The organism is Longirhabdus pacifica, assembly GCF_004115085.1.
In the GTDB taxonomy this organism is placed as follows: Bacteria; Bacillota; Bacilli; order Paenibacillales; family DSM-105158; genus Longirhabdus; species Longirhabdus pacifica.
Window position 1 is genome coordinate 49,746 of the sequence record NZ_QXJP01000001.1, and the last position, 24,512, is coordinate 74,257.

The 24,512-nt window shown below is 37.1% G+C and carries 22 protein-coding genes; 14 read left to right on the forward strand and 8 right to left on the reverse strand.

Annotated features, from left to right (window positions below):
• Positions 1–46 precede the first annotated feature (46 nt).
• Positions 47–1,045: an NAD(P)/FAD-dependent oxidoreductase gene (locus tag D1Z92_RS00285; RefSeq protein ID WP_128893643.1), complete on the reverse strand. Its 999-nt coding sequence runs from the start codon at positions 1,043–1,045 to the stop codon at positions 47–49.
• 546 nt (positions 1,046–1,591) lie between these two features.
• On the opposite strand from D1Z92_RS00285, the gene D1Z92_RS00290 reads away from it, so the two are divergent.
• Together D1Z92_RS00290 and D1Z92_RS00295 are read left to right on the forward strand one after the other, a co-directional pair.
• On the forward strand, positions 1,592–2,791 hold the full coding sequence (locus D1Z92_RS00290; protein ID WP_128893644.1) for an NAD(P)/FAD-dependent oxidoreductase: 1,200 nt from the start codon (positions 1,592–1,594) through the stop codon (positions 2,789–2,791).
• Positions 2,792–2,819: 28 nt separating this feature from the next.
• Positions 2,820–3,059: a hypothetical protein gene (locus tag D1Z92_RS00295; RefSeq protein ID WP_128893645.1), complete on the forward strand. Its 240-nt coding sequence runs from the start codon at positions 2,820–2,822 to the stop codon at positions 3,057–3,059.
• A gap of 140 nt (positions 3,060–3,199) precedes the next feature.
• On the opposite strand, the gene D1Z92_RS00300 is transcribed toward D1Z92_RS00295, so the two are convergent.
• Both D1Z92_RS00300 and hemQ read right to left on the reverse strand, forming a co-directional pair.
• Positions 3,200–3,514, reverse strand: coding sequence for a hypothetical protein (locus D1Z92_RS00300; RefSeq protein ID WP_128893646.1), 315 nt, complete (start codon positions 3,512–3,514; stop codon positions 3,200–3,202).
• Between the two features lie 330 nt (positions 3,515–3,844).
• Positions 3,845–4,585 carry a hydrogen peroxide-dependent heme synthase gene (gene hemQ / locus D1Z92_RS00305; protein WP_128893647.1) on the reverse strand — a complete coding sequence of 247 codons (741 nt, stop codon included), beginning with the start codon at positions 4,583–4,585 and terminating at the stop codon, positions 3,845–3,847.
• Positions 4,586–5,331: 746 nt separating this feature from the next.
• Between hemQ and D1Z92_RS00310 the strand changes: the two genes are divergently transcribed.
• The 3 genes from D1Z92_RS00310 to dnaI all read left to right on the forward strand — a co-directional run bounded on the left by D1Z92_RS00310 (position 5,332) and on the right by dnaI (position 8,418).
• Complete coding sequence (locus D1Z92_RS00310) at positions 5,332–5,634, forward strand: YuiB family protein (protein ID WP_128893648.1); 303 nt, start codon at positions 5,332–5,334, stop codon at positions 5,632–5,634.
• Between the two features lie 305 nt (positions 5,635–5,939).
• Entirely contained in the window at positions 5,940–7,424 is a 1,485-nt protein-coding gene (locus tag D1Z92_RS00315) for a replication initiation and membrane attachment family protein (protein WP_128893649.1), read from the forward strand.
• A gap of 40 nt (positions 7,425–7,464) precedes the next feature.
• Positions 7,465–8,418: a primosomal protein DnaI gene (gene dnaI / locus D1Z92_RS00320; protein ID WP_128893650.1), complete on the forward strand. Its 954-nt coding sequence runs from the start codon at positions 7,465–7,467 to the stop codon at positions 8,416–8,418.
• A 146-nt stretch (positions 8,419–8,564) separates the two neighbouring features.
• On the opposite strand, the gene D1Z92_RS00325 is transcribed toward dnaI, so the two are convergent.
• Both D1Z92_RS00325 and D1Z92_RS00330 read right to left on the reverse strand, forming a co-directional pair.
• Complete coding sequence (locus D1Z92_RS00325) at positions 8,565–8,708, reverse strand: YqzM family protein (RefSeq protein WP_128893651.1); 144 nt, start codon at positions 8,706–8,708, stop codon at positions 8,565–8,567.
• 69 nt (positions 8,709–8,777) lie between these two features.
• Positions 8,778–9,194 carry a hypothetical protein gene (locus tag D1Z92_RS00330; protein WP_128893652.1) on the reverse strand — a complete coding sequence of 139 codons (417 nt, stop codon included), beginning with the start codon at positions 9,192–9,194 and terminating at the stop codon, positions 8,778–8,780.
• A 207-nt stretch (positions 9,195–9,401) separates the two neighbouring features.
• Here D1Z92_RS00330 and D1Z92_RS00335 point away from each other — a divergent pair, with 207 nt between their 5' ends.
• The 4 genes from D1Z92_RS00335 (at position 9,402) to uvrC (ending at position 15,827) form a co-directional block, all read left to right on the forward strand.
• The gene (locus tag D1Z92_RS00335; RefSeq protein ID WP_128893653.1) at positions 9,402–10,880 is read left to right on the forward strand and encodes a hypothetical protein; all 1,479 of its coding nucleotides are present in this window, start codon (positions 9,402–9,404) and stop codon (positions 10,878–10,880) included.
• A gap of 190 nt (positions 10,881–11,070) precedes the next feature.
• Entirely contained in the window at positions 11,071–13,311 is a 2,241-nt protein-coding gene (locus tag D1Z92_RS00340; protein ID WP_128893654.1) for a PEP/pyruvate-binding domain-containing protein, read from the forward strand.
• 162 nt (positions 13,312–13,473) lie between these two features.
• Positions 13,474–13,791, forward strand: coding sequence for a thioredoxin (gene trxA, locus D1Z92_RS00345; RefSeq protein ID WP_128893655.1), 318 nt, complete (start codon positions 13,474–13,476; stop codon positions 13,789–13,791).
• A gap of 221 nt (positions 13,792–14,012) precedes the next feature.
• The gene (uvrC, locus tag D1Z92_RS00350) at positions 14,013–15,827 is read left to right on the forward strand and encodes an excinuclease ABC subunit UvrC (RefSeq protein WP_128893656.1); all 1,815 of its coding nucleotides are present in this window, start codon (positions 14,013–14,015) and stop codon (positions 15,825–15,827) included.
• Here the strand turns inward: uvrC and D1Z92_RS00355 are convergent.
• Positions 15,778–17,460: a CPBP family intramembrane glutamic endopeptidase gene (locus tag D1Z92_RS00355; RefSeq protein ID WP_128893657.1), complete on the reverse strand. Its 1,683-nt coding sequence runs from the start codon at positions 17,458–17,460 to the stop codon at positions 15,778–15,780. The two genes, uvrC and D1Z92_RS00355, sit on opposite strands and share 50 nt — an antisense overlap.
• 249 nt (positions 17,461–17,709) lie before the next feature.
• On the opposite strand from D1Z92_RS00355, the gene D1Z92_RS00360 reads away from it, so the two are divergent.
• Positions 17,710–18,369: a potassium channel family protein gene (locus D1Z92_RS00360; protein ID WP_128893658.1), complete on the forward strand. Its 660-nt coding sequence runs from the start codon at positions 17,710–17,712 to the stop codon at positions 18,367–18,369.
• Here the strand turns inward: D1Z92_RS00360 and D1Z92_RS00365 are convergent.
• Complete coding sequence (locus D1Z92_RS00365) at positions 18,359–19,255, reverse strand: LysR family transcriptional regulator (protein ID WP_128893659.1); 897 nt, start codon at positions 19,253–19,255, stop codon at positions 18,359–18,361. The two genes, D1Z92_RS00360 and D1Z92_RS00365, sit on opposite strands and share 11 nt — an antisense overlap.
• 208 nt (positions 19,256–19,463) lie before the next feature.
• Between D1Z92_RS00365 and D1Z92_RS00370 the strand changes: the two genes are divergently transcribed.
• The 4 genes from D1Z92_RS00370 to D1Z92_RS00385 all read left to right on the forward strand — a co-directional run bounded on the left by D1Z92_RS00370 (position 19,464) and on the right by D1Z92_RS00385 (position 23,472).
• Positions 19,464–20,126 (forward strand): succinate dehydrogenase cytochrome b558 subunit, encoded by a 663-nt coding sequence (locus tag D1Z92_RS00370; RefSeq protein WP_128893660.1) that lies wholly within the window; start codon positions 19,464–19,466, stop codon positions 20,124–20,126.
• 13 nt (positions 20,127–20,139) lie between these two features.
• On the forward strand, positions 20,140–21,900 hold the full coding sequence (gene sdhA / locus D1Z92_RS00375) for a succinate dehydrogenase flavoprotein subunit (RefSeq protein WP_128893661.1): 1,761 nt from the start codon (positions 20,140–20,142) through the stop codon (positions 21,898–21,900).
• Positions 21,900–22,664 (forward strand): succinate dehydrogenase iron-sulfur subunit, encoded by a 765-nt coding sequence (gene sdhB, locus D1Z92_RS00380; protein WP_128893662.1) that lies wholly within the window; start codon positions 21,900–21,902, stop codon positions 22,662–22,664. The genes sdhA and sdhB overlap by 1 nt, the downstream gene beginning before the upstream one ends.
• A gap of 193 nt (positions 22,665–22,857) precedes the next feature.
• A complete protein-coding gene (locus D1Z92_RS00385; RefSeq protein ID WP_128893663.1) occupies positions 22,858–23,472 on the forward strand; it encodes a DUF2062 domain-containing protein in 615 nt (204 codons plus the stop codon).
• Between the two features lie 208 nt (positions 23,473–23,680).
• Here D1Z92_RS00385 and D1Z92_RS00390 read toward each other — a convergent pair whose 3' ends face one another.
• Positions 23,681–24,487 (reverse strand): histidinol-phosphatase, encoded by an 807-nt coding sequence (locus D1Z92_RS00390; RefSeq protein WP_128893664.1) that lies wholly within the window; start codon positions 24,485–24,487, stop codon positions 23,681–23,683.
• Positions 24,488–24,512 lie beyond the last annotated feature (25 nt).

Sequence of the window (24,512 nt, forward strand, 5' to 3'; positions counted from 1 at the left end):
TGAATACCGTAAAAAATTGCAAACAGATGCATAATGAATTTAAGTGCTACATTTTCATATTACTACTATGTCCTGGTGATAATTTTGCATCAGGGTCAAAATACACTTTCGCATTGTTGATAGCGGTTGGAGCTTCTCCAAAACCGACAGCAATTAATTTTAATTTTCCTGGGTAAGTGGTAATATCACCAGCAGCAAAAATACCTGGTATGTTCGTTTCCATACGTGAATCTACGACGATGGAACCTTTTTCAATTTCCAATCCCCATTGTTTAATTGGACCTAATGAGGATACAAATCCATAATTGACTAAAAGGGCATCAATGTTCATCTCTTCGGTCTCTTTTGTCTTCGTGTTCGTTAACGTCACGGATGTGATCTTGTCGTCACCATGTGTTTCCGTTACTTCAGCATTGGTTTTAATCTGAACAGAAGAATTCATCAACGTTTCTACACTATGTTCATGAGCACGGAATTTATCACGTCGATGTACAAGCGTCACGCTGTTAGCAATAGGTTCTAGCATGAGAGCCCAATCTACAGCGGAATCTCCACCACCACACACTAATACATCTTGTCCTTTAAACATATTTAAGTCTTGTACAAAGTAGTGCAAGTTACTTTGTTCATATTTTTCACATTCTGGTATATTTAAACGTCTTGGTTCAAACGCTCCAATTCCAGCGGTAATAATGATGGATTTAGCGACATGTATGGCTTTATCCGTTGTAATTTCAAAAAGCCTTTCTTCTTTCTTTTCCACGTGAAGTACTTTTTCTTCTAAACAAACTTGTTGTTCAAAATGTTCCATTTGTTCTTTCACATTATTCACTAAATCAATCGCGCGGACTTTAGGAAATCCAGCAACATCATAAATGTATTTTTCAGGATACAATGCAGCAAGCTGACCACCTAATTGCGGCATGCTTTCAATAATTTTAACAGATGCTTGTCGCATTCCACCATAAAATGCAGCGAATAGACCAGCAGGTCCTCCCCCAATAATCGCGATATCTACTATGTCGTGTTTCTTTAATTCGTTCACGGTACACCTCCGAAAAAATATAAATGTCGTATTTTGTACATTATACCGTTTTACGCTAGCAAATAAAATAGCCTATTCTATTCTATTTACATTTATGTCACAGAAAGATCAGAAAAATATGTAATTTTCAATGAAGTCACGTTTATTTGAATTTTTAAAAACAAAGCGAGCAATATTTTTAAGGTAAAGTGACAAATTTACACTTTATTTTATCATTCGTTCATATTATAATGTAATTGTGTACAAAATATGAACAAGGAAATCATGTGATGATTCAATTGAACAAACTACATCATAGCAATGTATGTGTAATTTTTCACAATCTAATACTTTTGCCTTCATGTAATAGATGTTTTTTTGAAAATAAAATGTTCTATCCCAAATATTCTTTTAAATGATGAATGTGTGTAACAACTTGTTACTAATTTCACAATCTTTTACACCAAGCTAGCCACGGATAATGAGAACAGAGAATAAGTCATGTTGATTTACCTTTTTTATAAATCATAAATTTAATAAATTCACCAAAAGAAAGGGTAGTTACAAATGAGTAATGCTATACCTAAAATCGTCATTCTTGGGGCAGGTTATGCTGGTATCTTAACCGCACAAAAATTGCAAAAACAATTGAATTTTAATGAAGCAGAAGTGACACTTGTAAACAAGCACGACTACCACTATATTACGACACATCTTCATATGCCAGCTGCAGGTACAGATCATCCAGAGAATGCAAAAGTAAAAATAAGCAGTATAATTGATGAAATGAAAATAAAGTTTATAAAATCTACCGTTCATTCCATTAGTGTGGAAGACAAGAAAATACAATTGGATAACGAAACATTACATTACGATTATTTAGTATTTGGTTTAGGTGGAGAGCCTGAAACATTTGGCATTCCAGGAATGAAAGAAAATGCATTCATGATCCGCAGCATTAACAGTGTTAACCTGATTTGTGAACATATTGAATACCAATTCGCAAAATATAAAAATGATGAAACACAGAAAGATCGTATTACCTTTGTCGTGGGTGGAGCAGGCTTCACAGGCATTGAGTTCGTAGGAGAGCTTGCTGACCGTTTACCTGAACTATGTGAGCGTTTTAATGTAGATCCGAAAGAAGTGAAGATTTACAACGTAGAGGCAGCTCCGACAGCTTTACCAGGTTTTGATCCTGAATTAGTGGAGTACGGTATGGAAGTGTTAAAAAACAAAGGTGTCGAGTTCAAAATAGGTGTTGCGATTAAAGAATGCAAAGAAGACGGCGTTATTATTGGTGAAAATGAAGAAATAAAAGCAAGAACGATCGTATGGACAGGTGGTATTCGAGGCAACCACATGTTAGAAGAAGCTGGTATTGAAGTCATGCGCGGACGTGTAAAAGTCGATGAATATTTAAGAGTACCTGGACACGAAAATATTTTTGTTATTGGCGATAATGCACTGATCTTTAATGATGAAGGAAGACCATTCCCGCCGACTGCACAAATTGCAATGCAACAAGGAGTAAATTGTGCAAGCAACATTATTTCCACAATCGGAAATCATTCATTGACAACATTCAAACCTGAAATCAAAGGAACCGTTGCTTCTTTAGGTAAAGGAGAAGCGATTGGTATCGTGGGTAAAAAGAAATTAAAAGGTTGGTCCGCAGCACAGATGAAGAAAGTGATTGATAATCGCTACTTGTTCATTATTGGAGGCGTTCCACTCGTAGTGAAAAAAGGTCGCTTCTTTGGCTAAGGTCAGCTAACAAGGAAGGTGAAGTGGCATGAGACATGCAAGTGTACAAGTAAGAGGACTTCTTACAAGAGATGAACTAGATCGTTACAATGCATTAATGGAAGTAGGTCATTATTTAGAAAGTCAAAAACAGTACGATTTGGTGTATACGGTTCAAAAAGAAATAGATACACTCGTGCAACCTGCCATAGAACGGTTGAAAGAAAAAAGCAGGCAGCGTGATCGGGATACAGAAGCATACTTGAAGGAAACAAGATCTACTTCATAACAGCACAATATGTAATGAAAAAAAGGAAGCGATGACACTCGCTTCCTTTTATTGCTCTTAAAAGAAACTCATTTCGAATATGTTATGTCTTTCGCACCTGTATAGTTAATATGTTTTGTGTAATAGTTTAATCGTATGTATTAAAATGTTGATCTATTCATAGGCTTCGTTGATGGTGTGGACGCACTTATCATTAAAAAAGTGGCGGTCAATACATGCATAATCCAACCTACAAAAGGTATCCAACCAATACAAGAAGTTATAATACCTAGCACGCTGCCAGTTATTCCTTCTCTATTTTGGGAAGACAAGGCGAGTGTAACAATGTGTAAAACTAGCATCACCACTAATGGTGTCCAGCTAAATCCTATAATAATTAAGGCTCCAATAAAAGGAATGGCAAGCACTGCTTCTAACCCTCCAGTTACCCATTTCATTACTCTTGAATTTGTCATGAGTTATTCCTCCTTTCTGCATGATATGAACGATCTTCCGATTAACATCATTGATTATATGCAAATGCATTTTAAAAAACAAAACAATTATTGGGAATAATTGAATTTATCAAAAAAGCGGCAAAACTATGAATCCCCCTATACAGCAATGATTAGATATATGAGTTTAGAATAATAAAATGATAGGTATTTATTTTCGAAGGAAAGAAACGAGTTTTCCTTTCTTCGTAAAAAAGGATGATTAGAAGAATAAAAAAATAGCTACTCCGTGTTATTCCTTCGCAAAGGAATTAGCTTGGAGTAGCTTATTTTTTTGCTTCTCTATGGTTATTACATGAGTTCAGTTAACTTCTCTTTTGTCAGCAAGTTTCCGACAAGGAATTCACCAAATTCACCGTAACGTGCACTTACCTCATCAAATCTCATTTCATACACTAGCTTTTTAAATTGCAATGGGTCTTCTGCGAATAACGTAACGCCCCATTCCCAATCATCAAAACCGACAGATCCTGTAATGATTTGTTTTACTTTGCCTGCATATTTTCTACCGATTAAACTATGGCTACGCATGAGCGCTCTTCTTCGTTCCATACCGAGCATGTACCAATTATCTTGGCCTTCGCGTCTTTTATTCATTGGATAGAAACAAACATGTTTTGCTTTTGGCAATGTTGGTTTTAATCTAGCTAAAATAGCAGGGTCCTCCATTGGATCTTTATCAGGAGAAGCCATATAACTGCTTAATTCTACAATAGAAACGTAGGAATGCGCAGGGATAAAGAAAGACGCAATCAATGACTTATTAAAAGCATTTTCAATCTCAGCTAATTCATCCATCGTTTCACGTAAGTGCATGAACATCACATCTGCTTTTTGGCCAACAATGTTGTACATAGCTGTACTACCAATTTTATTTTCTTCTGCTGTAGTCCACGTGTCTATGAAAGTAGATAACTCATCTAATGCTTTGTTTTTAACTTCTTCGCTTGCCATATTCCATGCCTGCCAGTCAATGTGGCGAAAATCATGGAGGGCATACCAACCGTCTAACGTTTCAACAGCTTCACTCACTAACTTCATCTCCTTTTTTATCATGTTTGCCAAATGGGTTTAGCAAACAACACGGTTACCCTATACCTGTCTTATTTTATATTCTTTTTTATCTTATCATATTCAGCATATCTAGTGCTACACTTGCCCCCGTTCTACATTGACTTTAAAGTGAAAAACTACTACTATATAAGTTGAATAAATTTTTTTAGTCAACTTATTACCACTATTCATAAGATGAAGAAATTTCATATTACAACCTTTACGCCTGGCAACTGAGGCGTAAACTTGTATTTTATCATTTCTTTATCTTATATATAAGTTGAATGAATTTTTTTAGTCAACTTATTACCACTATTCATAAGATGAAGAAATTTCATATTACAACCTTTACGCCTGGCAACTGAGGCGTAAACTTGTATTTTATCATTTCTTTATCTTATATATAAGTTGAATGAATTTTTTTAGTCAACTTATTACCACTATTCATAAGATGAAGAAATTTCATACCACAACCTTTACGCCTGGCAACTGAGGCGTAAATGTTTATTCTATCATTTCTTTATCTTATATATAAGTTGAATGAATTTTTTTAGTCAACTTATTATAAAGTTGAAGTGAAAACGGTTTTTTAAAGCTACAATCTAAATACTATTGCATATGATACGGATGTTATGATCAGATTACAGCGCAGCATCCCTTTATGACAGTCAATATGTTTTGTATCTAATCTGGAATGGACTGTTATTTATAAAGGAGGGTTAAAGATGAGTCAAGTAAGTTTAATTCAATTACCGATACTTTTTACCTTATTTTTCGTGTTAATGTTCGGAATAGGATTTATATTAAATATGCTAATTAAGACAACGTGGTTGCCTTTATATTTATTCATGTTTGTTTTATTACCTGTCGTCGTATTCTGGAGATGGGACGGTGCTATACAATTTTCCGATAACTTGTTGGCATTTCAATTTATTGATTATCTCGTTGCAATAGCAGGTATTCTTGGAGCATTTATTAGTGGGCAAGCGATTAAAACGCTTCGCGTGAAAGGCTACAAAATGTTTTAATCATGCATGTTAAGCATGCATGCTATTTTAAAAGCAATCGTTTCAAAAGTGATCAAGCTTAAGAGATGATAGTGTGCAATAGAAAATAAAATAAAAATGCGTACTCCTTATTATCCATCCTATTATGGTTGATGGTCATAGGGAGTTTTTTTAGCTGTTGAAATACATCGCAAACTGTAAGAAAAAGGACGTATTTGATTACTATCGTCGTTAAAAGTGTGCAATTCCAATTTTTTAGTTTCGGCAACCATGCTCCATTATGTTAAAATGGAACATATCATTTTGAACCGGAAAGGTGTTTTTTAGTGAGAATATCTAACATGTTTCATTTCACGGAAAATCATCGTTTTTACATATTTCGTGATTTTTCTCTCAGCAGTATGGATTATAAACTATTAAATCATTTATACCAGCCTATGATCGGAGCGTATGCGATAAGTACATACATGCTCTTATTTCAACATATTCCAGCTGAGCAACTAGGGTATTCTAAGCTAGAACAACAGCGCAAACTATTTTTATCACTGCAATTGGAACCGAGTGAGCGAGGACGGAAATGGCTGACAGAGCAAACTTCACTACTAGAAGCGGTTGGGCTGTTGCAAACGACACAAAAGTGGATGGTAGAGGATGAAGAGCAAATTTTCGAGTATCGTTTGTTTGCACCGTTGAATCCATATGAATTTTTTAAAAATCACCATCTTACGTTACTTTTGCGCGATAAAATAGGCAAACACGCAGTGCTAGCGTTAAAATCAGAATTATGTTGTGAAGTGGACGCTAGTTTACAACATAAGACATGCAATGAAGTCAATTTGTCTGTACCATTCTATGAAGTGTTTCAATTAAATTCGAATATGATAGACGAAGAACTAGAACAAGCATTGTCAGAAGTAGGGATCGGAGAGCCAGAGCAAGCCACATCGATTAACAGCAGTGACTACGATGTGCAATATGCGGACATTATTATGCGTTTCCCGCGTCATGCCAAGCATAGACCATTTGTTGAAAAACTAAAGTACAAGCCCGAGCAACTGGCAGACCTCAATTATATTGCGAATAAATATCAAATTGGCGTGACACAGTTGTGTAGATTGCTAGATGAGGAAGGCGTTTTTGATAACGAAGGCATGCTGCTTTTAGATGGCTTGCAGCAACAGGCAAATCTTATTTTTTCACAACAAAATAAAAGAGAGCAAGACACGGTTTATTACCTCAATCAAAAGAAAGCAAACGATACGGCAAAGCAGTTGGACTATCAAGATGAAGTGGCGGTAGCGAAACAACATTGTTTGGAAGTGCCCCCTTCCTTAGTTGGGAAGTGCAGCATGGAACAGTATAATATGATGCTTCGCAACGAACCTTATATTAAAGTGCTGCAAAACTTTTTCCCTGGTACGGTACCTGAACATGTATATAAAATCTTTTCTGTATTGAATCTCAATTATAAATGTCCGGATGAAGTACTGAACGTACTGATACATTACCTAAAAGTAAATAACTTTTCTTGGAATCGTCCTTTTATTGAATCTATCGTTTCGGATATGCTCGGGAAAGATGTCACTAGCTACGAAACAGCAGTAGATTATATACGTCTGCAAACAGAACGGAAACGAAAGAAAGATCAACCAAGCAACTTCCGTCAGAGCAAAAATAAACATAAAAAGCCTCAAATTGCAATGCATACGAATACAGCAGAGAGTACTGCTCCTGTGTCAGAGGAAGAATATGAACGAGGACTACAAAAAGCAAAAATGTTAGAAAAAATGTTGAAGCAAAAAGATACGTAAACATAAACACGTAAACACTAGAGGAGAGGGTGAAAAGAGATTGGAATCTATTGGATCAGCATTGAAACAGTTAGCAAATAAACAGCTGGCGGAAAAAAATATGGAACAGATTGTGTCCGAGCTTAACCATCACCCCTTCGTACGACGATTGAAAATGAAACACCCAGAATTTGATGATACAGTGCAGCAACTTCATCTTGCTCGTATATATCAAGCGGTGAAAGAATATGATCACTGTAGTGCTTGTCCGGGATTAGATCAATGTCCTAACGACCTACAAGGTCATTACACTCAACTTACCGTAGAACCATTTGGGGAAACTTCACAAGTGGTGGAAAAGAAAGTGAGTTGCAAAAAATACATTGCTAATCAGACGCAAAAAAATATACACAAACGTATTCGCAGTTTCTACTTAGATGATGATATTATCAAACGTGGTTACACGGTAAGTGAAATTTACGAACGAGATAGTGCAAGATCCAAGGCAGTGGAGCAAATTACCGATTACGTCATTAAAACATTGCAGCAAGGATTGCAAAGTGAAGGATTATATTTAGTCGGTGATTTTGGAACGGGTAAAACATTTTTAATGACATATATGTTAAACGAACTAGCTAAAGAAGGTTTTACTGGTGTCATCGTTTATGTACCGGATTTGATTGAGGACTTAAAAACAGTCATGAAAAATGGAGACAAGCTAAATGAGATGATGGATACGATGAAAGAAGCGGATCTACTTGTTTTCGATGACATTGGAGCGGAAAATCTGAATCCGTGGGCGCGAGATCATGTGATTGGAACGATTTTAAATTATCGGATGAATCGCAAACCGACTTTCTTTACATCAAACTACGACTTAAAAGGATTACAAAAACATTTTTGTTTTACGGATAAAGAAGGGCAAAATGATGTAAAAGGAAGAAGACTAATGGAACGTATTGAACATTTTGTCCAAGTCATTACAGTGAGCGGAGAAAACCAACGCGGTAAATAATGATGTTCGTACAAAGTAAAATAGTATAGAACATACGAAGCACATTTATGAATACTACAACGAAAAAAGATCACCAAGTTGGTGATCTTTTTTAATGACCTAGGGTATGTTAGCCATCTAAAATCAAACGATATTTGAAGCTATATTTAAATATATAAATTCAAAATCGTAAAAATAATACAAACAACAGTGAAAATTCCGAACGTAACTCCAAAACCAAGGGCTACATCGATGAAGTCGTTACGAGGTTCTTCATTCGTATGTAACTTAGCGTGGTTTGTTTCACTCATTGTTATCCCCCCTCAATTGAAAAAAGCCATATACCTCAGTATACGCAGATAAAAAAGAAATTGTAAAGGTTATTTGGTGACAAAATTGTAAACAATGCCATGACCATAGAGGAGATGCACGACTTTCCATACAATAAAGAAGAGTGGTTGAGTCAAGCTCAGGAGTAGTTGCTGCAGATCACTCCATTGTAAACTTGTTCCAAAATCAGCATTTTTCAAGTTTGTAATCCAAAATTTCTTTTCATCCGTAGTTGGATTTTCTAGATTATATTTATCCATTATTGTCTTCCGTTCTTCATCATTGATCGTTTCAGAAATTTCCATTAATACCGCCGATGATGTCTTTGGTTTAACAATTTGCTCATGTTTTTCATTACTTGATAGAGCAGTATAATATGTATCATTCAAAGAAATAGTAGTCGAAGTGTGAGTAAACATCACGAGCATGAACATCAATACCAGGAAGAGCGTTTTAATACGCATCATTACTCCACCTCTTTTTCCTTAAATTATTATATAAAATCTTACATTTTATTATACCATGTGTACATCATAAAATTACCATATCGCTGTATATATGGATTTAACTAAACTATTATTAACAGATAATTCAATCATCTTTAATTTACTTTTAAAACTTTTAATTAAATTGTATAATTGAATCATACATATAAGGAGATGAGGTTAAAAGAGATGGGGAAATGGAAAACAGCTGCGATAACAACGATGATAAGTATGGCGCTTATCGGATGTACGGCAGAAGATAATGCGATCAAAACAAATGAAGAAGAAACGGTAGTGGCTATCGACAGAGAGCTCCCTGCTCAAGAGGATATGACAGAGCAAGGATGTCAAAAAAATCTAACGGCAGAACAAGAAGCGGAACTACTTACAATCACGTTAGATCATGAGCCATTAATACAAACGCCTGCATTTACTAGTGCTGTTGTTGGATATGGTGAAACAACATATACACTTCAATTTGCGGAAGAAATGGATAAAGATTCAGTCGAAAAGGCATTGCAAAACAACGTAGAAAATGTGAACAGCATATCTTTTGTTTGGAACGATGACCAAGCGTTAAAAGTCACTGTGGACGTAACGGAAAAAGAAGAATGGCATGCATATGAAGACGTGTATGCAATAAACGTAAAAGGTGCGTGTACGATGCAGGGAAGTGAACTGCAATCACCACCTTCTATCTATGTAAGTGTTCAAGAAGCGACACAAATTTCACGCATATCAGTAGATGGATCTAGCACGGAAGCATTGACGGATTGGCAGGAACCATACATTGGAGCTGTACAGGTAGATGATCAGCACATGTTGTTGAAGAAGTACTCCGAAAGAACTTGTTATGCATGTGATGGAGTTTTTAAACAACTAGGGGATCTATACAATATAGAAGATGATAGCGTAATACCCTATCATACTGATCTAACGGTTTTGTATGAAGGGGAAGGAGACTTCTATCTAAATCCAATTGGATTTTTCTTCTCGGCTAATGCAGTTACAACCGATGACTTGTTGGAAAATACAATTAACATTAAAGTTGATGGATACGTACATGGCGCTATGATAAGCCAAGATCAAAATGTTGTCATGATGGCTGTTGGAGATACTTATGAAGACCAAGAAAATTTAGATTTTGTTTTGTTTAACGTCACAACAAATGAATATACAAAATTTGAACAAGCTTTACAAGGTGTCTTAATTAATACGACTGCTCTTAACCCTGTTATATTCTTGGATAACGGTGAATATGTGTACACAAGTATGTATGATACCGGTGAAGTCAATCACTATCGATACAGTTGGCAAGACGGTGAATTTAATGAATGGCAACCAGAAAGTGAGGAACTAACAACAGATTTTTACGTTCCATATTGGTCTGAAGACGGAGTTTTCGCCTGGCATTACGGACAAGGTTTATATGAAGGAGATAAGAGGGTAGCTGAATATGATCCAGAACAGTATCATATCGAAAGCGTTCATTGGATTGGTAATACACATCAATTGGTGTATCTCAAGAAGGAAGAGGATGATATTAAATTAGTCCAGTTGAATGCAGATACATTACAAGAAACGGTAATAAAAGAAGACGTGACAGGCAATACGAGCATTGTTGGCGTAAGTGACGATGGCAAGTGGATTTATATTAGTCATTCTTAATTAGCAGTCTGATTCACACCCAAAAGTTAGTTTTAAATCTAGCTTTTGGGTTTTTTCATGTCCTTTTTCTTTTACATGCACAGTGCAGTAAAAATTTTATTACCACTAAAATTCAAAATATTATGATAAAATTTAATTACTGTATAAATTTGTATATGAATGCGGATGAAATTAAGGAGGGAAAAGAAAAATGAAATTTACGTATGACAAGCAGTCAATGGGCAACAAAGCGTATCATCTAAAAATACTAGAGGAAATAGGATTAAACATTCCGAAGTGGATACTGCTTCCTGTGGTATTTTTTCAGGTCGAAGATGCTCAAGTAGATAATAAATTACAACAGTTAACTTCTCAGCTACAATCATTATTGACATCTCAAACAGGTTGGGCTATTCGTTCTTCTTCCGTAAAGGAAGATAGTCAGGACAAATCATACGCTGGTAAATTCAAAACGATCATCATTAATGAACCATTTGAACTTGTTGAGGCAGTGAAAGAAGTGGTGCTCTCTGATTCAGAACAGCATCAGATGGCTGTCATTGTACAACAATATATAGAAGCAGATAACGCGGGCGTTGTTTTTTCATGTGATCCAGTGACTGGAATAGAAGATATGATAGTAGAAATAAGTAAGGGGAGCGGTCAAAAGGTCGTGGATGGTGCCGTTACTCCTTCCCAATATAGAAATGGCAAGTGGCAAAACGGACATGGTAATATAGATTCGTTGTTGATGAAGGAGATTACACATACAGTGCAAAATATCAAACGTCTCTTGAAGCATGAGGTAGATATGGAATTTTGTATCAAGCAACATACGTTATATTGGCTACAGGCAAGACCAGTAACGACAAATTACAACGCAATGGTATCAACGGATACGGTTAACTTATCCTCTTGGTTTTTGCTAGATCAATGCACTGAACCCGTTGCACAACTTATTCAAGATTTAGATCCAGCAGGGTTATTTCGCTCTTCTTTATGGGATACCATGTTTGTCAATGATTACCCTTATATTAAAATGCATGCCACGGCAGAACGGAAGAGTGATGCTCATAATGGGACCAATCACGAACCTCTCAACGAGAACAAAACGTTAAGTGAAATGAACATGGAACGTAATAAAGATCTCCAAAACGAATCTATGAAGAGGGATGAACAAGCACCACATAGTAGCAGTCACATAATAGAGGAATGGAAGCAAATTCAAGCTTTGTTTGAGCCTATTTTTGATCGCTTTAGACAAGAAGATTACAGCGACATGACGCTATCAGCGTTATGGGAGCGACTTGGACAAGCAATACAAAGTAATAGACAATTTACAGCGGCTTATATGAAGCGGGATTGGTTGATCATTAGACGGAAAACAGTACAGTCATTAAAGCAGCTAATCGTTCAAGCACTTGGCGAGAACTGTAATACGGATGAAATATTATCGCTCTTCTCTTCCCATTTACATACCTTAACGGCGCAAAAAGCATCGTTACTAACAGAAATCAAAAAAACTTACGATAACACGGTTGAACATCATAATGAACACCGTAACAACGTGACATTATGGAAAGAAGAACATAACTTTCAGTTGTTCATGAAACAATTCGGTTATGAAATGGTTCATCCTGCTGCTATCCATCTCCCTATGCTACAAGAAGTACCAGAACAGTTATTACATTTAATAGAGAGTCAATCTTCTTACTCTGCTATGACAGGTAACAGTCAAGACAATGAAGATTGGAATGTTCACGCTCAGAGGATAAGTGATGCACTTCCAGCTTCTAAAAGGGAAGAGTTTGCGCGTCTGCTTTCTGTGTTTCGTGATAGTCTCATACGAACAGAAAATGATGATTACATGTTGCAAAAAGGTGCAGCGATGATTAGAGTTATTTTACTACAAATGGGCGAGCGGTTAGTTGATGAAGGATTGCTAGAAGAGCGAGAACATATTTTTCATCTGCATGAAGCAGAGTTATTATCATGGATCGATGGACAGCAAACACAGATAAAGTTACATCATAGAATAACGGCATTTGAGCAAAATAAAAAGAAAAATCCGAAAATCACCTTACAATGGAATGAAAATCAAGATGCGCTCATTCACCGAGAAAAGAAAATGTGGACAGGCGTTCCAGCATCACCAGGCATAGCAGAAGGTGAAGTGTATGTGATTCAGCATATTTTAGAGCGAAGTACGTATAGTTATATACCAGAAGGTGCCATCGTAGTCGCTCCGATGTTGACTCCTCATTTATCTTACAACTTAGTAACAGCTGCTGGCATTATCACAGAAGTGGGAGGTATCCTTTCACACGGTGCTATTTTTGCTCGCGAAGCGGGTATACCAGCTATCGTATCCGTGCCATCCGCTTTAAAAGTGTTGCAGCAAGGAGATAAGGTAAGGATTGATGCACATCAAGGGATCATTACAAAAATATAAGCTCCGTTGTAACTTGTCACTGCTTTAAAATAATCTTGCAGATCGATGTAACAAACAACCACGTCAGAAAAAACATGAAAACTGTACGGTTATGAAATATCAAAAAAGTATGATATAATAAATTTGTTTATTGAATATTAGTTGCTGAGGGAGGTTTCAATCATGGCGATAGTAAATGTATCCGACCAGGATTTTAACGTTGAAGTAGAAAAAGAAGGAACTGTACTTGTTGATTTTTGGGCACCTTGGTGTGGACCATGTAAAATGATTGCACCCGTGCTTGAAGAAATAGATCAAGAAATTGGTGACAATGTAAAGATTGCTAAAGTAAACGTAGATGACAATCAAGAAACGGCATCTCGTTTTGGTGTCATGAGCATACCGACATTAATTTTGTTTAAAGATGGAGAGCCAGTGGACAAAGTTGTTGGTTTCCAACCTAAAGACGCATTGAAGGCAGTCATTAGTCGTCACATGTAATGATTCATTATCCATAATACAAGTTGAAGATACATCGTATACCTTTGCAGACGTCCTATAGTAAGTCTTAGTCTGGATGAACCTATAAGAAGTCACTTCTGTGTACGGTCTTTCATCTTATATGTCAGGTGTAGCCCCCTTAAGAAATTTCGGGGGCTTTTTCCTTATTCCATGTATCGTATATAATATAGTCATAGTAAAACAAGTGAAGGAAGATGGCGATGGATACCAAACAAATGATCACCAATAAACTTGCCCTTTTACCTCAACATCCAGGATGTTATTTAATGAAGGATGAGCAGGGAGTCATTATTTATGTGGGCAAAGCAAAAATATTAAAAAATCGCGTTCGATCTTATTTTACAGGCAGTCATGATGCGAAGACACAGAAGATGGTCAGTCTTATCGCTGACTTCGAATATATTGTTACAAGCAGTAATTTAGAAGCACTTATTCTTGAATGTAATCTGATTAAAAAGCATCATCCAAGATACAATGTATTGCTGAAAGACGATAAAACGTATCCCTATATAAAAATCACGAATGAGAAACATCCTAGGTTAATTGTGACGCGTAAAGTGGTGAAAGACAAAGGGAAATATTTTGGACCGTATCCGAGTGCCTATGGGGCGCAGCAAACTAAAAAATTGTTGGATCGACTGTATCCCCTGCGTAAATGTGTTACATTGCCAGATAAAGTTTGTTTGTATTATCACATGGGTCAGTGTATTGCACCGTGTGAAAAAGAAATAGCAGCAGAAACGTACGAAGATATGATGCAACAAATTACGCGCTTTCTTAAAGGCGGACATCTTGAAGTCAAAAAAGAGCTAACGGTAAAAATGCAAGACGCAGCAGAACAGCTCAACTTTGAACGGGCAAGTGAGTTACGTGATTTAATTAAGCACTTGGACGAGTTAATGGAAAAACAAACGATAACTACATCCGATGCTGTCGATCGAGATGTTTTCGGTTTTACCGTAGATAAAGGCTGGATGTGTATACAAATACTATACGCAAGACAAGGAAAAATGATGGAGCGTCACGCCTCTACCTTCCCATACTACGGAGATGCATACGATGATTTTATCTCCTTTGTATCCCAGTACTACAGTGACAATCCGGCATTGCCGAAAGAAATTGTGCTGCCACCAACGGAGCAAGAAGAAGAAATCAAAGAAATGTTGGGCAAATGGTTGCATGTGAACGTGCATATGCCTAAACGTGGATTGAAAAAGCAAATGATGGAGATGGCTGTGGAGAATGCTAAAGTGACTTTAGAACAGAAATTCCGCTTAATAGAACGGGATGAAGAAAGAACGGTCCACGCGATTAACAATTTAGGTGTAGCGTTAGGCATTGAAGGGCTAGAGCGGATTGAAGCGTTTGATAACTCCAATATCCAAGGTACGAACCCTGTCTCTGCGATGGTTGTATTTACAGGAGGAAAACCAGATAAGAAAGAATATCGGAAATATAAAGTGAAAACGATTCAGGGTGCGAATGATGTAGGCACGATGCGCGAAGTCATACGCCGCCGTTATGAGCGGGTGTTAAAAGAAAATCTAACATTACCAGATCTCATTTTAGTGGATGGTGGTAAAGCCCAGATGAACGCCGCTATTGACGTGATTGAAAATGAGTTAGGGCTGTATATCCCGGTTGCGGGACTTGCCAAAGACAACAAGCATAAAACGGCACAGCTGCTCATCGGTGAGCAGGCCGAAGTGGTACCACTAGCTCGCGACAGTCAAGAGTTTTATTTGCTGCAACGTATACAGGAAGAAGTGCATCGGTTTGCGATTTCATTTCATCGACAGACGAGATCGAAAAATATGTTTACTTCGAAGTTAGATGACATTCCTGGCATCGGGGAGAAGCGAAAAAAGAAGTTGTTAAAGCACTTTGGATCATTGAAAAAAATAAAAGAGGCAGAAATCGAAGATTTCAAACCTCTTGGCATTAGTGAGAATTTAGCAAAAAACATTAAACATCATTTACAGGATTCATCTGAGAATGCTGCTCCGGAGGAGTAGCATTTTTTCGAAACCACTTGTGAGCGAAGAAGATCGCAAATCCGACAAGTGCAGGGAACACAATGTAAAATAAAGTAACGAGACCATAGGATGTGCTTAATGCCATCAAGCTTAATCCCATGAGGACGCTATCCATCGTTGCATGTGCAAAAATCGCTGTAATGAACCCACGCTTTAAGTAAATGAAAGTGAAAATAAGGCCTAGTAATGTAACCTCGATCACTCTAGTGTACCAAGGGAAAATCGGATAAGCGATATGACCCAGTGACCAGATAAAACTAGGAATGAGTGCTGCTAAGAACGTGCTTTTCAACCATTTTTTGAAAATATTAAATCCAAATAATCGATACACTGCTTCTTCTGATATAGCTGCAATCCATGCTAGCAGTGGGAATAGTGCAGGGTAAAGCATGTTAAACGGTGTTAGTGTTAAGTCATTCACCGTCCATACCCCATATTGCTCCGTGCCGATATACAAATACAGTTGCTGGAAGGCAAAAATGATGAGGAAATATAAATATCCTCTTCCCATCGCAGTTAAAACATGTTTACCGTAATCTTTTTCTTTCCATTTTGGCCATAAATATTCTTTGTGCTGCATTTTCAACATACCATGACCTGTTGCAAGACTAAAGTAGGTGATGACAGCCAATACAAGTAAGAAAATCAAATTAATCAGCTGGTTTGCAATAGCTAGTTCCATGGCATTCGTTTCGTTTATCACCCTGGATAATGTAGCAGGTAACGTATTGTATGCGTACAAAATAGAAATCGCGGCGACGATGATGGATAATAAGATGCCAGTTCTAAACGTAATAGCTTTGCGATATACAATCGTCATCACAATAATAAGTACGTAAAACGAGAAAGAAGCAATAAGATTAATCCACTCTCCTCTTTCTCTTGCTTCTAACGTTTCAGATAGCCACGCTTTAAACGTGCTAGGAGCTTCGAATTGAGTTTCATATGCTGTAATGTTCCCTGCCTGCACTTCAAACGTTGCATATAACGCAGCACCTTCAAAATTGGTGGTTTGATGTTCCAAAATAAGTTGACCTTGTTCAGGATCACTGGAGAATAGCTTCCAATCCGTAAATGTCATGTTGTTATTCTCCATATAATTTCTTACAGTCGCTAAAGCATCTGTTTCGTTAAAATCGCTTGTATCTCTGAATGCGTTCATTTTCTGTTTAAAACCGATTACATTATTGTCATTCATGTGTACATGAACAAGATAGGCATCGTTTGACATTGCATCTTGCACTAACACTTGATAAAATTCAATAGGATAAGATTCACCGTATTCTTTTTGGTATCCAGTTAGTTCATTTTTTGCAATGTATGCACTAAATGGAAGGTTGGTCTGTAATACCGTAGACATTTGTAATGAAGTGTTGCCAAAATAAGAAGATATGAAGGTCGATGCTGTTTCCTCTGCTTCTTGTTTGGAAATGAACTGGCTCTGAGCTGCTCTGAATTGGTCCTGATCTTCAATTTTCGTTAAATCGATCCCTTCATCAGAGAGCATACTATATGTACGAAGTGCCAAAATAATAAAGATAACGAAAAAACTAACAATGGGTAAAATAATTTCAATTACATTTAAATAACGAGGACTTTTATTTTCTGACATATACAATCTCCTTCATTTCAGTGGTTTTTCATGTATTTTTCATTATTGTACTATTTTCATGCTTTGCATGTCATTCTAATGGCGCAAGCGTATAATGCATATGTGCAAATGAAATGCATGCCATGGTATACTGCTAATGGTGCGTACATGATAATAGTATGCCTCAACAAAGCCCTTTATTGCAACGATGGAATGAAAGATGTTCTTAACTAATTCTTAACTAACATAGATCTATCAGGAGTGAAAAAAATGAAGCAAAAACAATTTGTCGTCATTGGACTAGGTGGCTTCGGTTCCAATGTAGCGATTGAGTTAATTAATCAAGGATACGAAGTGCTTGGCATCGATTTAGACGAACATATTGCCAGTGAGCACAGTACGTTGCTAACGCATGTCGTTAGTGCAGATGCTACAGATGAAGATGTCATTAGATCACTGGGCATTACTAATTTTGACTGTGCTATCTTGTCTATCGGAGAACATATTCAAGCTGGTATTATGGCTGCAATCATATTGAAAGAACTCGGTGTGAAACAAATTGTTGCCAAAGCGGTTTCTGAACTGCATGGTCGCGTATTAGAAAAAATAGGCGTAGACAAAATAATTTACCCAGAAAAAGAAGTTGCCATTCGCATCGCACATCAAATTGTACAGCCCAAAACATTGGATTACATTAGTTTATCTAAAAACTGCAACATAGCAGAATTTTCGGTTCCTAGTAAAATCTGCGGAAAAAAAGTGGAGGAACTAAAGTTGCATAAATCTGGTTGTGACGTTGTTGCCATTCATACTAAAAATGATGCTATCGTATCGCCAGATCAAAGCTTTGTCCTATGCGAGCAAGATAAGCTCTTGTTAATCGGTTCCCCCAAACAAATCGAAAGATTTGAACATGAACTTATGAAGTAACCCGATTGTGTAACACACTAGCAGCATGTGAGATGCGCTCCAGCAATACACTGGACAGTTCCAGCTCTTTTTTATAAATAAGGGATGTTGTCCTTGTTGTATGTTGCAATTCTTCCATTGGAATAATGATGAGTTCATCTCCTGCAATTTTCCTAATATAGGATTGTGGAAGTACAGTGGCGAAATTGCAGCTTACGACAAGTCGTGTAATCGCTTCAAAAGAATCAATTTCCATCCTTATGTCAGGATGTACTGCATATTTTAACAACACTTCATCCATGAGAACTCGGTACATCGATTCGGTAGAAAACAATACCATAGGTAAATCATTTAACATATGAATATGACCTTGTTTTAACGTAGCGAGTGGATGACTATCTCCAACTACAAGTGCAAGATTATCTTCAAATATCGGTATGCAATGCAAATCAGCATGGTCGATATTGGAGGCAACAATCCCGATATCCACTCTATCTTCCTTAACAAGGCTCAGTATTTCATGTGTTTTTCCTGTTCGCGCATTTAGATCCAGTGGGAATCCATCTGCAATGATAAGTGAAATAAAATCTGGGAATGTCGATTGAAGTGTGGTTAGGCTTGCTCCTATCGTTAGTTTGTTGTTTGATTCTGGCTTATAGTCAGCAAGCGCATGATGAAATTTTTTTTGCAATGTACTCATTTGTTGTGCATACCCATAGGTTACTTTTCCAATCTCTGTTAACACTAATTTTTTTCCTTTTCTCTCAAACAACGTAACACCTAGTTCTGCTTCTAACTTAGATATTTTACGTGACAATGCTGGTTGTGAAATATTGAGCGTTTTAGAAGCCTGATTCAAACTGCCATGCTCCACAACCGCTTTGAAAAATATAATCTCATCTTGCATCTTACTGACTACTCCCTTCTCTTATAACTAATCGTTATAACACATTATAATATAATTGCAGTTCCATTATAAGTCATAAAGCGTTATGATAAGAAAGACACAAAATGTTTAAAACTTTGACTTTATTTATTCACATTTTTATTTGCTATAATTTATGGATGTAGATGAAGTTAACGGACTGGTATTGAACAAGGGGGAAAGTAAACTTATGAAACTGAATTCTTTTTATTCGAGGAAGCTTCATTCCTTATTGGGCGTGATTCCATTAGGGTTATTTCTAGTCAATCACTTGCTGACAAACTATGAAGCATTCCGTGGGGGACTAGAAAGTTTTAACGACAAAGTAGAATCTATTAATTCTTTACCGCTTATATTATTGCTAGAAATATTCGGGATATGGTTGCCTCTACTTTATCATGGGGTATACGGGTTATATATTGCATATCAAGCTCGCAATAATGTGAATCGATTCAGTTATTTCCGCAACAAAATGTTTCTTATTCAACGCATTACGGGTGTGATTACACTAGTATTTGTAGCTTGGCATATTTTTGATACACGTGTTCAGGTCGCATTAGGAAATGTAACGCATGATCAACTAGGACAACGAATGCATGAGACGCTGAGTAATCCTATTTTCTTTAGTATTTATATCATTGGAATTATTGCTGCTGTGTTCCATTTTTGTAACGGCATGTGGTCGTTCTTAGTAAGTTGGGGCATTACCATTGGTCCGAAAGCACAGCGTATCTCTACTTATATTTGGATGACGGCATTTGTTGTGTTGACCATCATGTTTATTGTAACTTTGGTAGCGTTTACGGGTGAAGAATTTGCAGCAGTGACAAGCTTGATGTCACATGTAGGATAAGGGGTGTAGAATAATGGCTAACAATAAAATTATCGTCGTTGGCGGTGGATTAGCAGGTTTAATGGCTGCGGTAAAAGCGGCAGAAGCAGGCGTTCATGTGGATCTATTTTCAGTTGTGCCGGTTAAGCGCTCACATTCTGTATGTGCGCAAGGTGGAATTAACGGTGCAGTAAATACGAAAGGGGAAGGGGATTCTCCTTGGGAACATTTTGATGATACGGTATACGGTGGAGACTTCTTAGGAAACCAACCTCCGATTAAAGCGATGTGTGATGCTGCTCCAGGCATTATTCATTTAATGGATAGAATGGGCGTTATGTTTAATCGTACCGCTGAAGGATTACTTGATTTCCGTAGATTTGGTGGAACGAAACATCATCGAACTGCATTTGCTGGAGCGACCACTGGACAACAGTTGCTTTATGCATTAGATGAACAAGTTCGTAGGTACGAGACGGCTGGTTTAGTAACGAAATATGAGCATTGGGAATTTGTATCTGCGGTACTAGATGACGATCAAGTTTGTCGAGGTATTGCAGCGCAGAGCCTACGTAATATGGAAGTGAAAACATTTTCTGCGGACGCTGTTATTCTTGCAACAGGTGGTCCTGGTATTATTTTCGGTAAGTCTACAAACTCTGTTATTAACACAGGAACAGCAGCAAGCGCAGTGTACCAACAAGGTGTAAACTACGCAAATGGTGAGTTCATTCAAATTCATCCAACCGCTATTCCTGGTGATGATAAATTGCGCCTGATGTCTGAATCTGCTCGTGGTGAAGGCGGAAGAGTATGGACGTATAAAGATGGTAAGCCGTGGTACTTCTTAGAAGAAAAATATCCTGCTTACGGTAACTTAGTTCCGCGTGATATTGCAACGCGAGAAATCTTCCATGTATGTGTAGATTTGAAACTAGGCGTAAACGGTGAAAATATGGTTTTCCTCGATTTATCACATAAAGATCCAAGAGAGTTAGATGTTAAATTGGGTGGGATTATCGAGATCTATGAAAAATTCATGGGGGATGATCCTCGTAAAATTCCAATGAAAATCTTCCCTGCTGTCCACTATTCTATGGGAGGACTTTGGGTAGATTTCAATCAAATGACCAACATTCCAGGTTTGTTTGCAGCCGGAGAGGTTGATTATCAATTCCATGGTGCCAATCGTCTTGGCGCAAATTCATTGCTCTCTTCCATCTATGGTGGTATGGTTGCAGGACCGAAGGCGATTGAATACGTGCGTGGATTAGATAAAACAGTCGAAGATGTTTCTAGTGCTGTTTATGATAGAGAGCGTACAAAACAAGAACAAAAATTCAATGATATCTTATCGATGGACGGAACGGAAAATCCATATCAACTTCACAAGGAACTTGGTGAGTGGATGACAAATAACGTTACCGTAGTAAGATATAATAAAAACCTACAGCAAACAGATGAAAAAATTCAAGAACTAATGGAACGCTATAAAAATATTAACATTCATGATACAGCGAAATGGAGCAATCAAGGTGCTTCCTTTACTCGTCAATTATGGAATATGTTCGAGTTAGCTAGGGTCATAACGATAGGAGCTTTAAAGCGTGACGAGAGTCGTGGTGCACATTTCAAGCCAGACTTCCCAGAACGTAATGATGAAGAGTTTTTGAAAACGACGAAAGCTTCGCATACAGCGAATGGACCAGAAATTTCTTATGAAGAAGTGGATACTTCTCTCATCACTCCTCGTAAGCGAGACTATACCTCGGATAAGAAAGGAGCGAAAAAGTAATGAGCGTGACGGAAAAGCAAACCAAAACGATAAAATTAATCGTGACTAGACAAGATTCACCAGAGTCTAATGCATACCATGAACAATTTGAAATTCCGTACCGTCCTAACATGAATGTGATCAGCGCTTTGATGGAGATTCAACGGAATCCGAAAACGGCGGAAGGGAAAGACACCACGCCAGTATGTTGGGAATCTAATTGTTTGGAAGAAGTATGTGGGGCTTGTTCCATGGTCATTAATGGTAAACCACGTCAAGCATGTACAGCATTAATAGATAAGTTAGAACAACCCATCAAAATTGAACCGATGAAAACATTCCCCGTTATACGTGATGTCGTCATTGATCGTGGTAGAATGTTTGATTCGTTAAAACGTGTCAAAGCTTGGATACCAATAGATGGTACGTATGATCTAGGTCCAGGCCCTAGAATGGCAGAGTCCAAAAGACAGTGGGCATATGAACTGTCCAAATGTATGACTTGTGGTGTTTGCTTGGAAGCTTGTCCAAATGTGAGTGAGAAAACAAGTTTCATAGGTCCAGCTCCCCTTTCTCAAGTTAGATTGTTTAATGCGCACCCAACGGGTGAAATGAACAAAGAAGAAAGACTGGATACATTAATGAGTGACGGTGGTATAGAAGGTTGTGGTAATTCACAAAACTGTGTACAAGCTTGTCCAAAAGGGATTCCGCTTACGACCTCTATCGCTGCATTGAATAAAGATACGACGATGCACATGGTGAAGAAATGGTTTACGTCTTAACATAAAACGGTAAATACGTTTCAGCATGAACAAGAGTGATACCTACCATTACTGGGGTGTCACTCTTTTGAAATTGCTGTAATAATATAATAGTTTAATGGTATAATGATTTTAATTAGTACAACTTGCTCTGTAGTTTTTACATGTCTTGTTGCAGCTAAAATAACAATAAGGGAAAAGGGACAATCTCAACATGAAATGGAAGAAGAAGAGGAGAAATAAAAAACATAATGTCTCCCTGTTTTCTCGCATGAAAAGATATGTGAAATATTACTTAATTAGACTATTCAGACTAAATAAAGGGGCACATCAAGTCGCTATGGGTTTTGTATTGGGGTTTATTCCATGCTGGTTGCCAACGTTTGGGATTGGTCCGATGATGTCCGTTTTTATAGCTAGATTTTTTAAAGTAAACGTGGTAGCAGCTATCATTGCAGCATCACTAGGCTCCTTTATATGGCCTGTATTGTTTTATTTGAATGTGTTTACTGGTTCTTTGTTTACGCATACAGATAATGATAAGAAGAGTTTGTCTGAAGTGCATTATAACGAAGGGGACTATGTAGTTCCAGTAGAGACTGATTTTATTACTTATGTTCAAGAGTTGTGGAATAAGTTTATTACGATGTTATTTACAACATTCGGAATCGGTGCCCTTATTAATGGGATTGTTTTTGCAGTCATAGGATATAGTGTTATTTATTTTATATTCAAAAAATATAGATCCAGTATATTACATCGATTGTTGAGCTCAAAAAGGATGAAAGAAAAACAAAATACAACAAATCAAAATGACACCACAATGTAGAAGGTCAATTTAAAATTTCTATCGTTTTGAAATGAAACTGATATCATTATGTAATCATTCTGTAACATAAGCAAGTTACAATAGAACTACGAAGACCCCCTAATATATATGGAAAACCTGCCTCTTGAGGCAGGTTATTTGCTTTTTCTTATCATATATTCTTCTTTTTCTTCACCACTACATGCACTATAGGTCATTTCTGTCTTATTTAAAGTGAAACTTTCACCTTTTGTCTTTGATTAAAATAAACCCAATGTTTAAACCCGATTTGTTTTAACTTTTCTCTCACAAGTTCGAAATCATCTCCAACTCTTGAAGGAATGTGAGCATCAGAACCAAAAGACACTTCCACGTTATAGAACAAAGCTTTTTCTAAAATGTCATGGGATGGATACCATCCGCCTACATCTTTTGTTTTTCCCGATGTATTGACTTCGATCGCAACTTCACAATCTCCAATCGTTTTTAATGTGTCCTCTACCCGACTGGTAGGTAAATCAGAAAAAGTGGGGTAAAACCCTTTCATAGCGTCAATATGACCTAGTATGTCGAACATGCCACTTTTAGCAGAATATGAAATTAAATCGTAGTAGTGCTCTTTGACTTCTATTTGCTCCTGTTCGCTCAGTTTTTTCCAACGGTTCTTATTGAAGATGCTAATGCCATTCACAGAATGAATAGAACCGATAATGTAATCAAAAGGATATTTTTTGTATTGCTCTTTATAGATGGAAGCAGATATAGGGAAAAAATCTGACTCTACCCCTAACAGCACCGTGATTTGATCCTCATATTTTTGTTTCAGTTGGAGCACTTCATTCACATAAGCAGCGAATTCTTTTTTTGCCATAGCAACATGAGGGTAAGCATGTTCCTCTATATGAGCGAAAAAAGGAGAGTGATCTGATATTCCAATAACTTCAAATTGTTGCTCTATAGCTGATTGTATGTAGTCTTCTATTGTTCCATCTGCATGACCACATCGCTCATGGTGGGTGTGTAAATCAAATTTCATTGCCATCTCCTCCTTCATTATATAA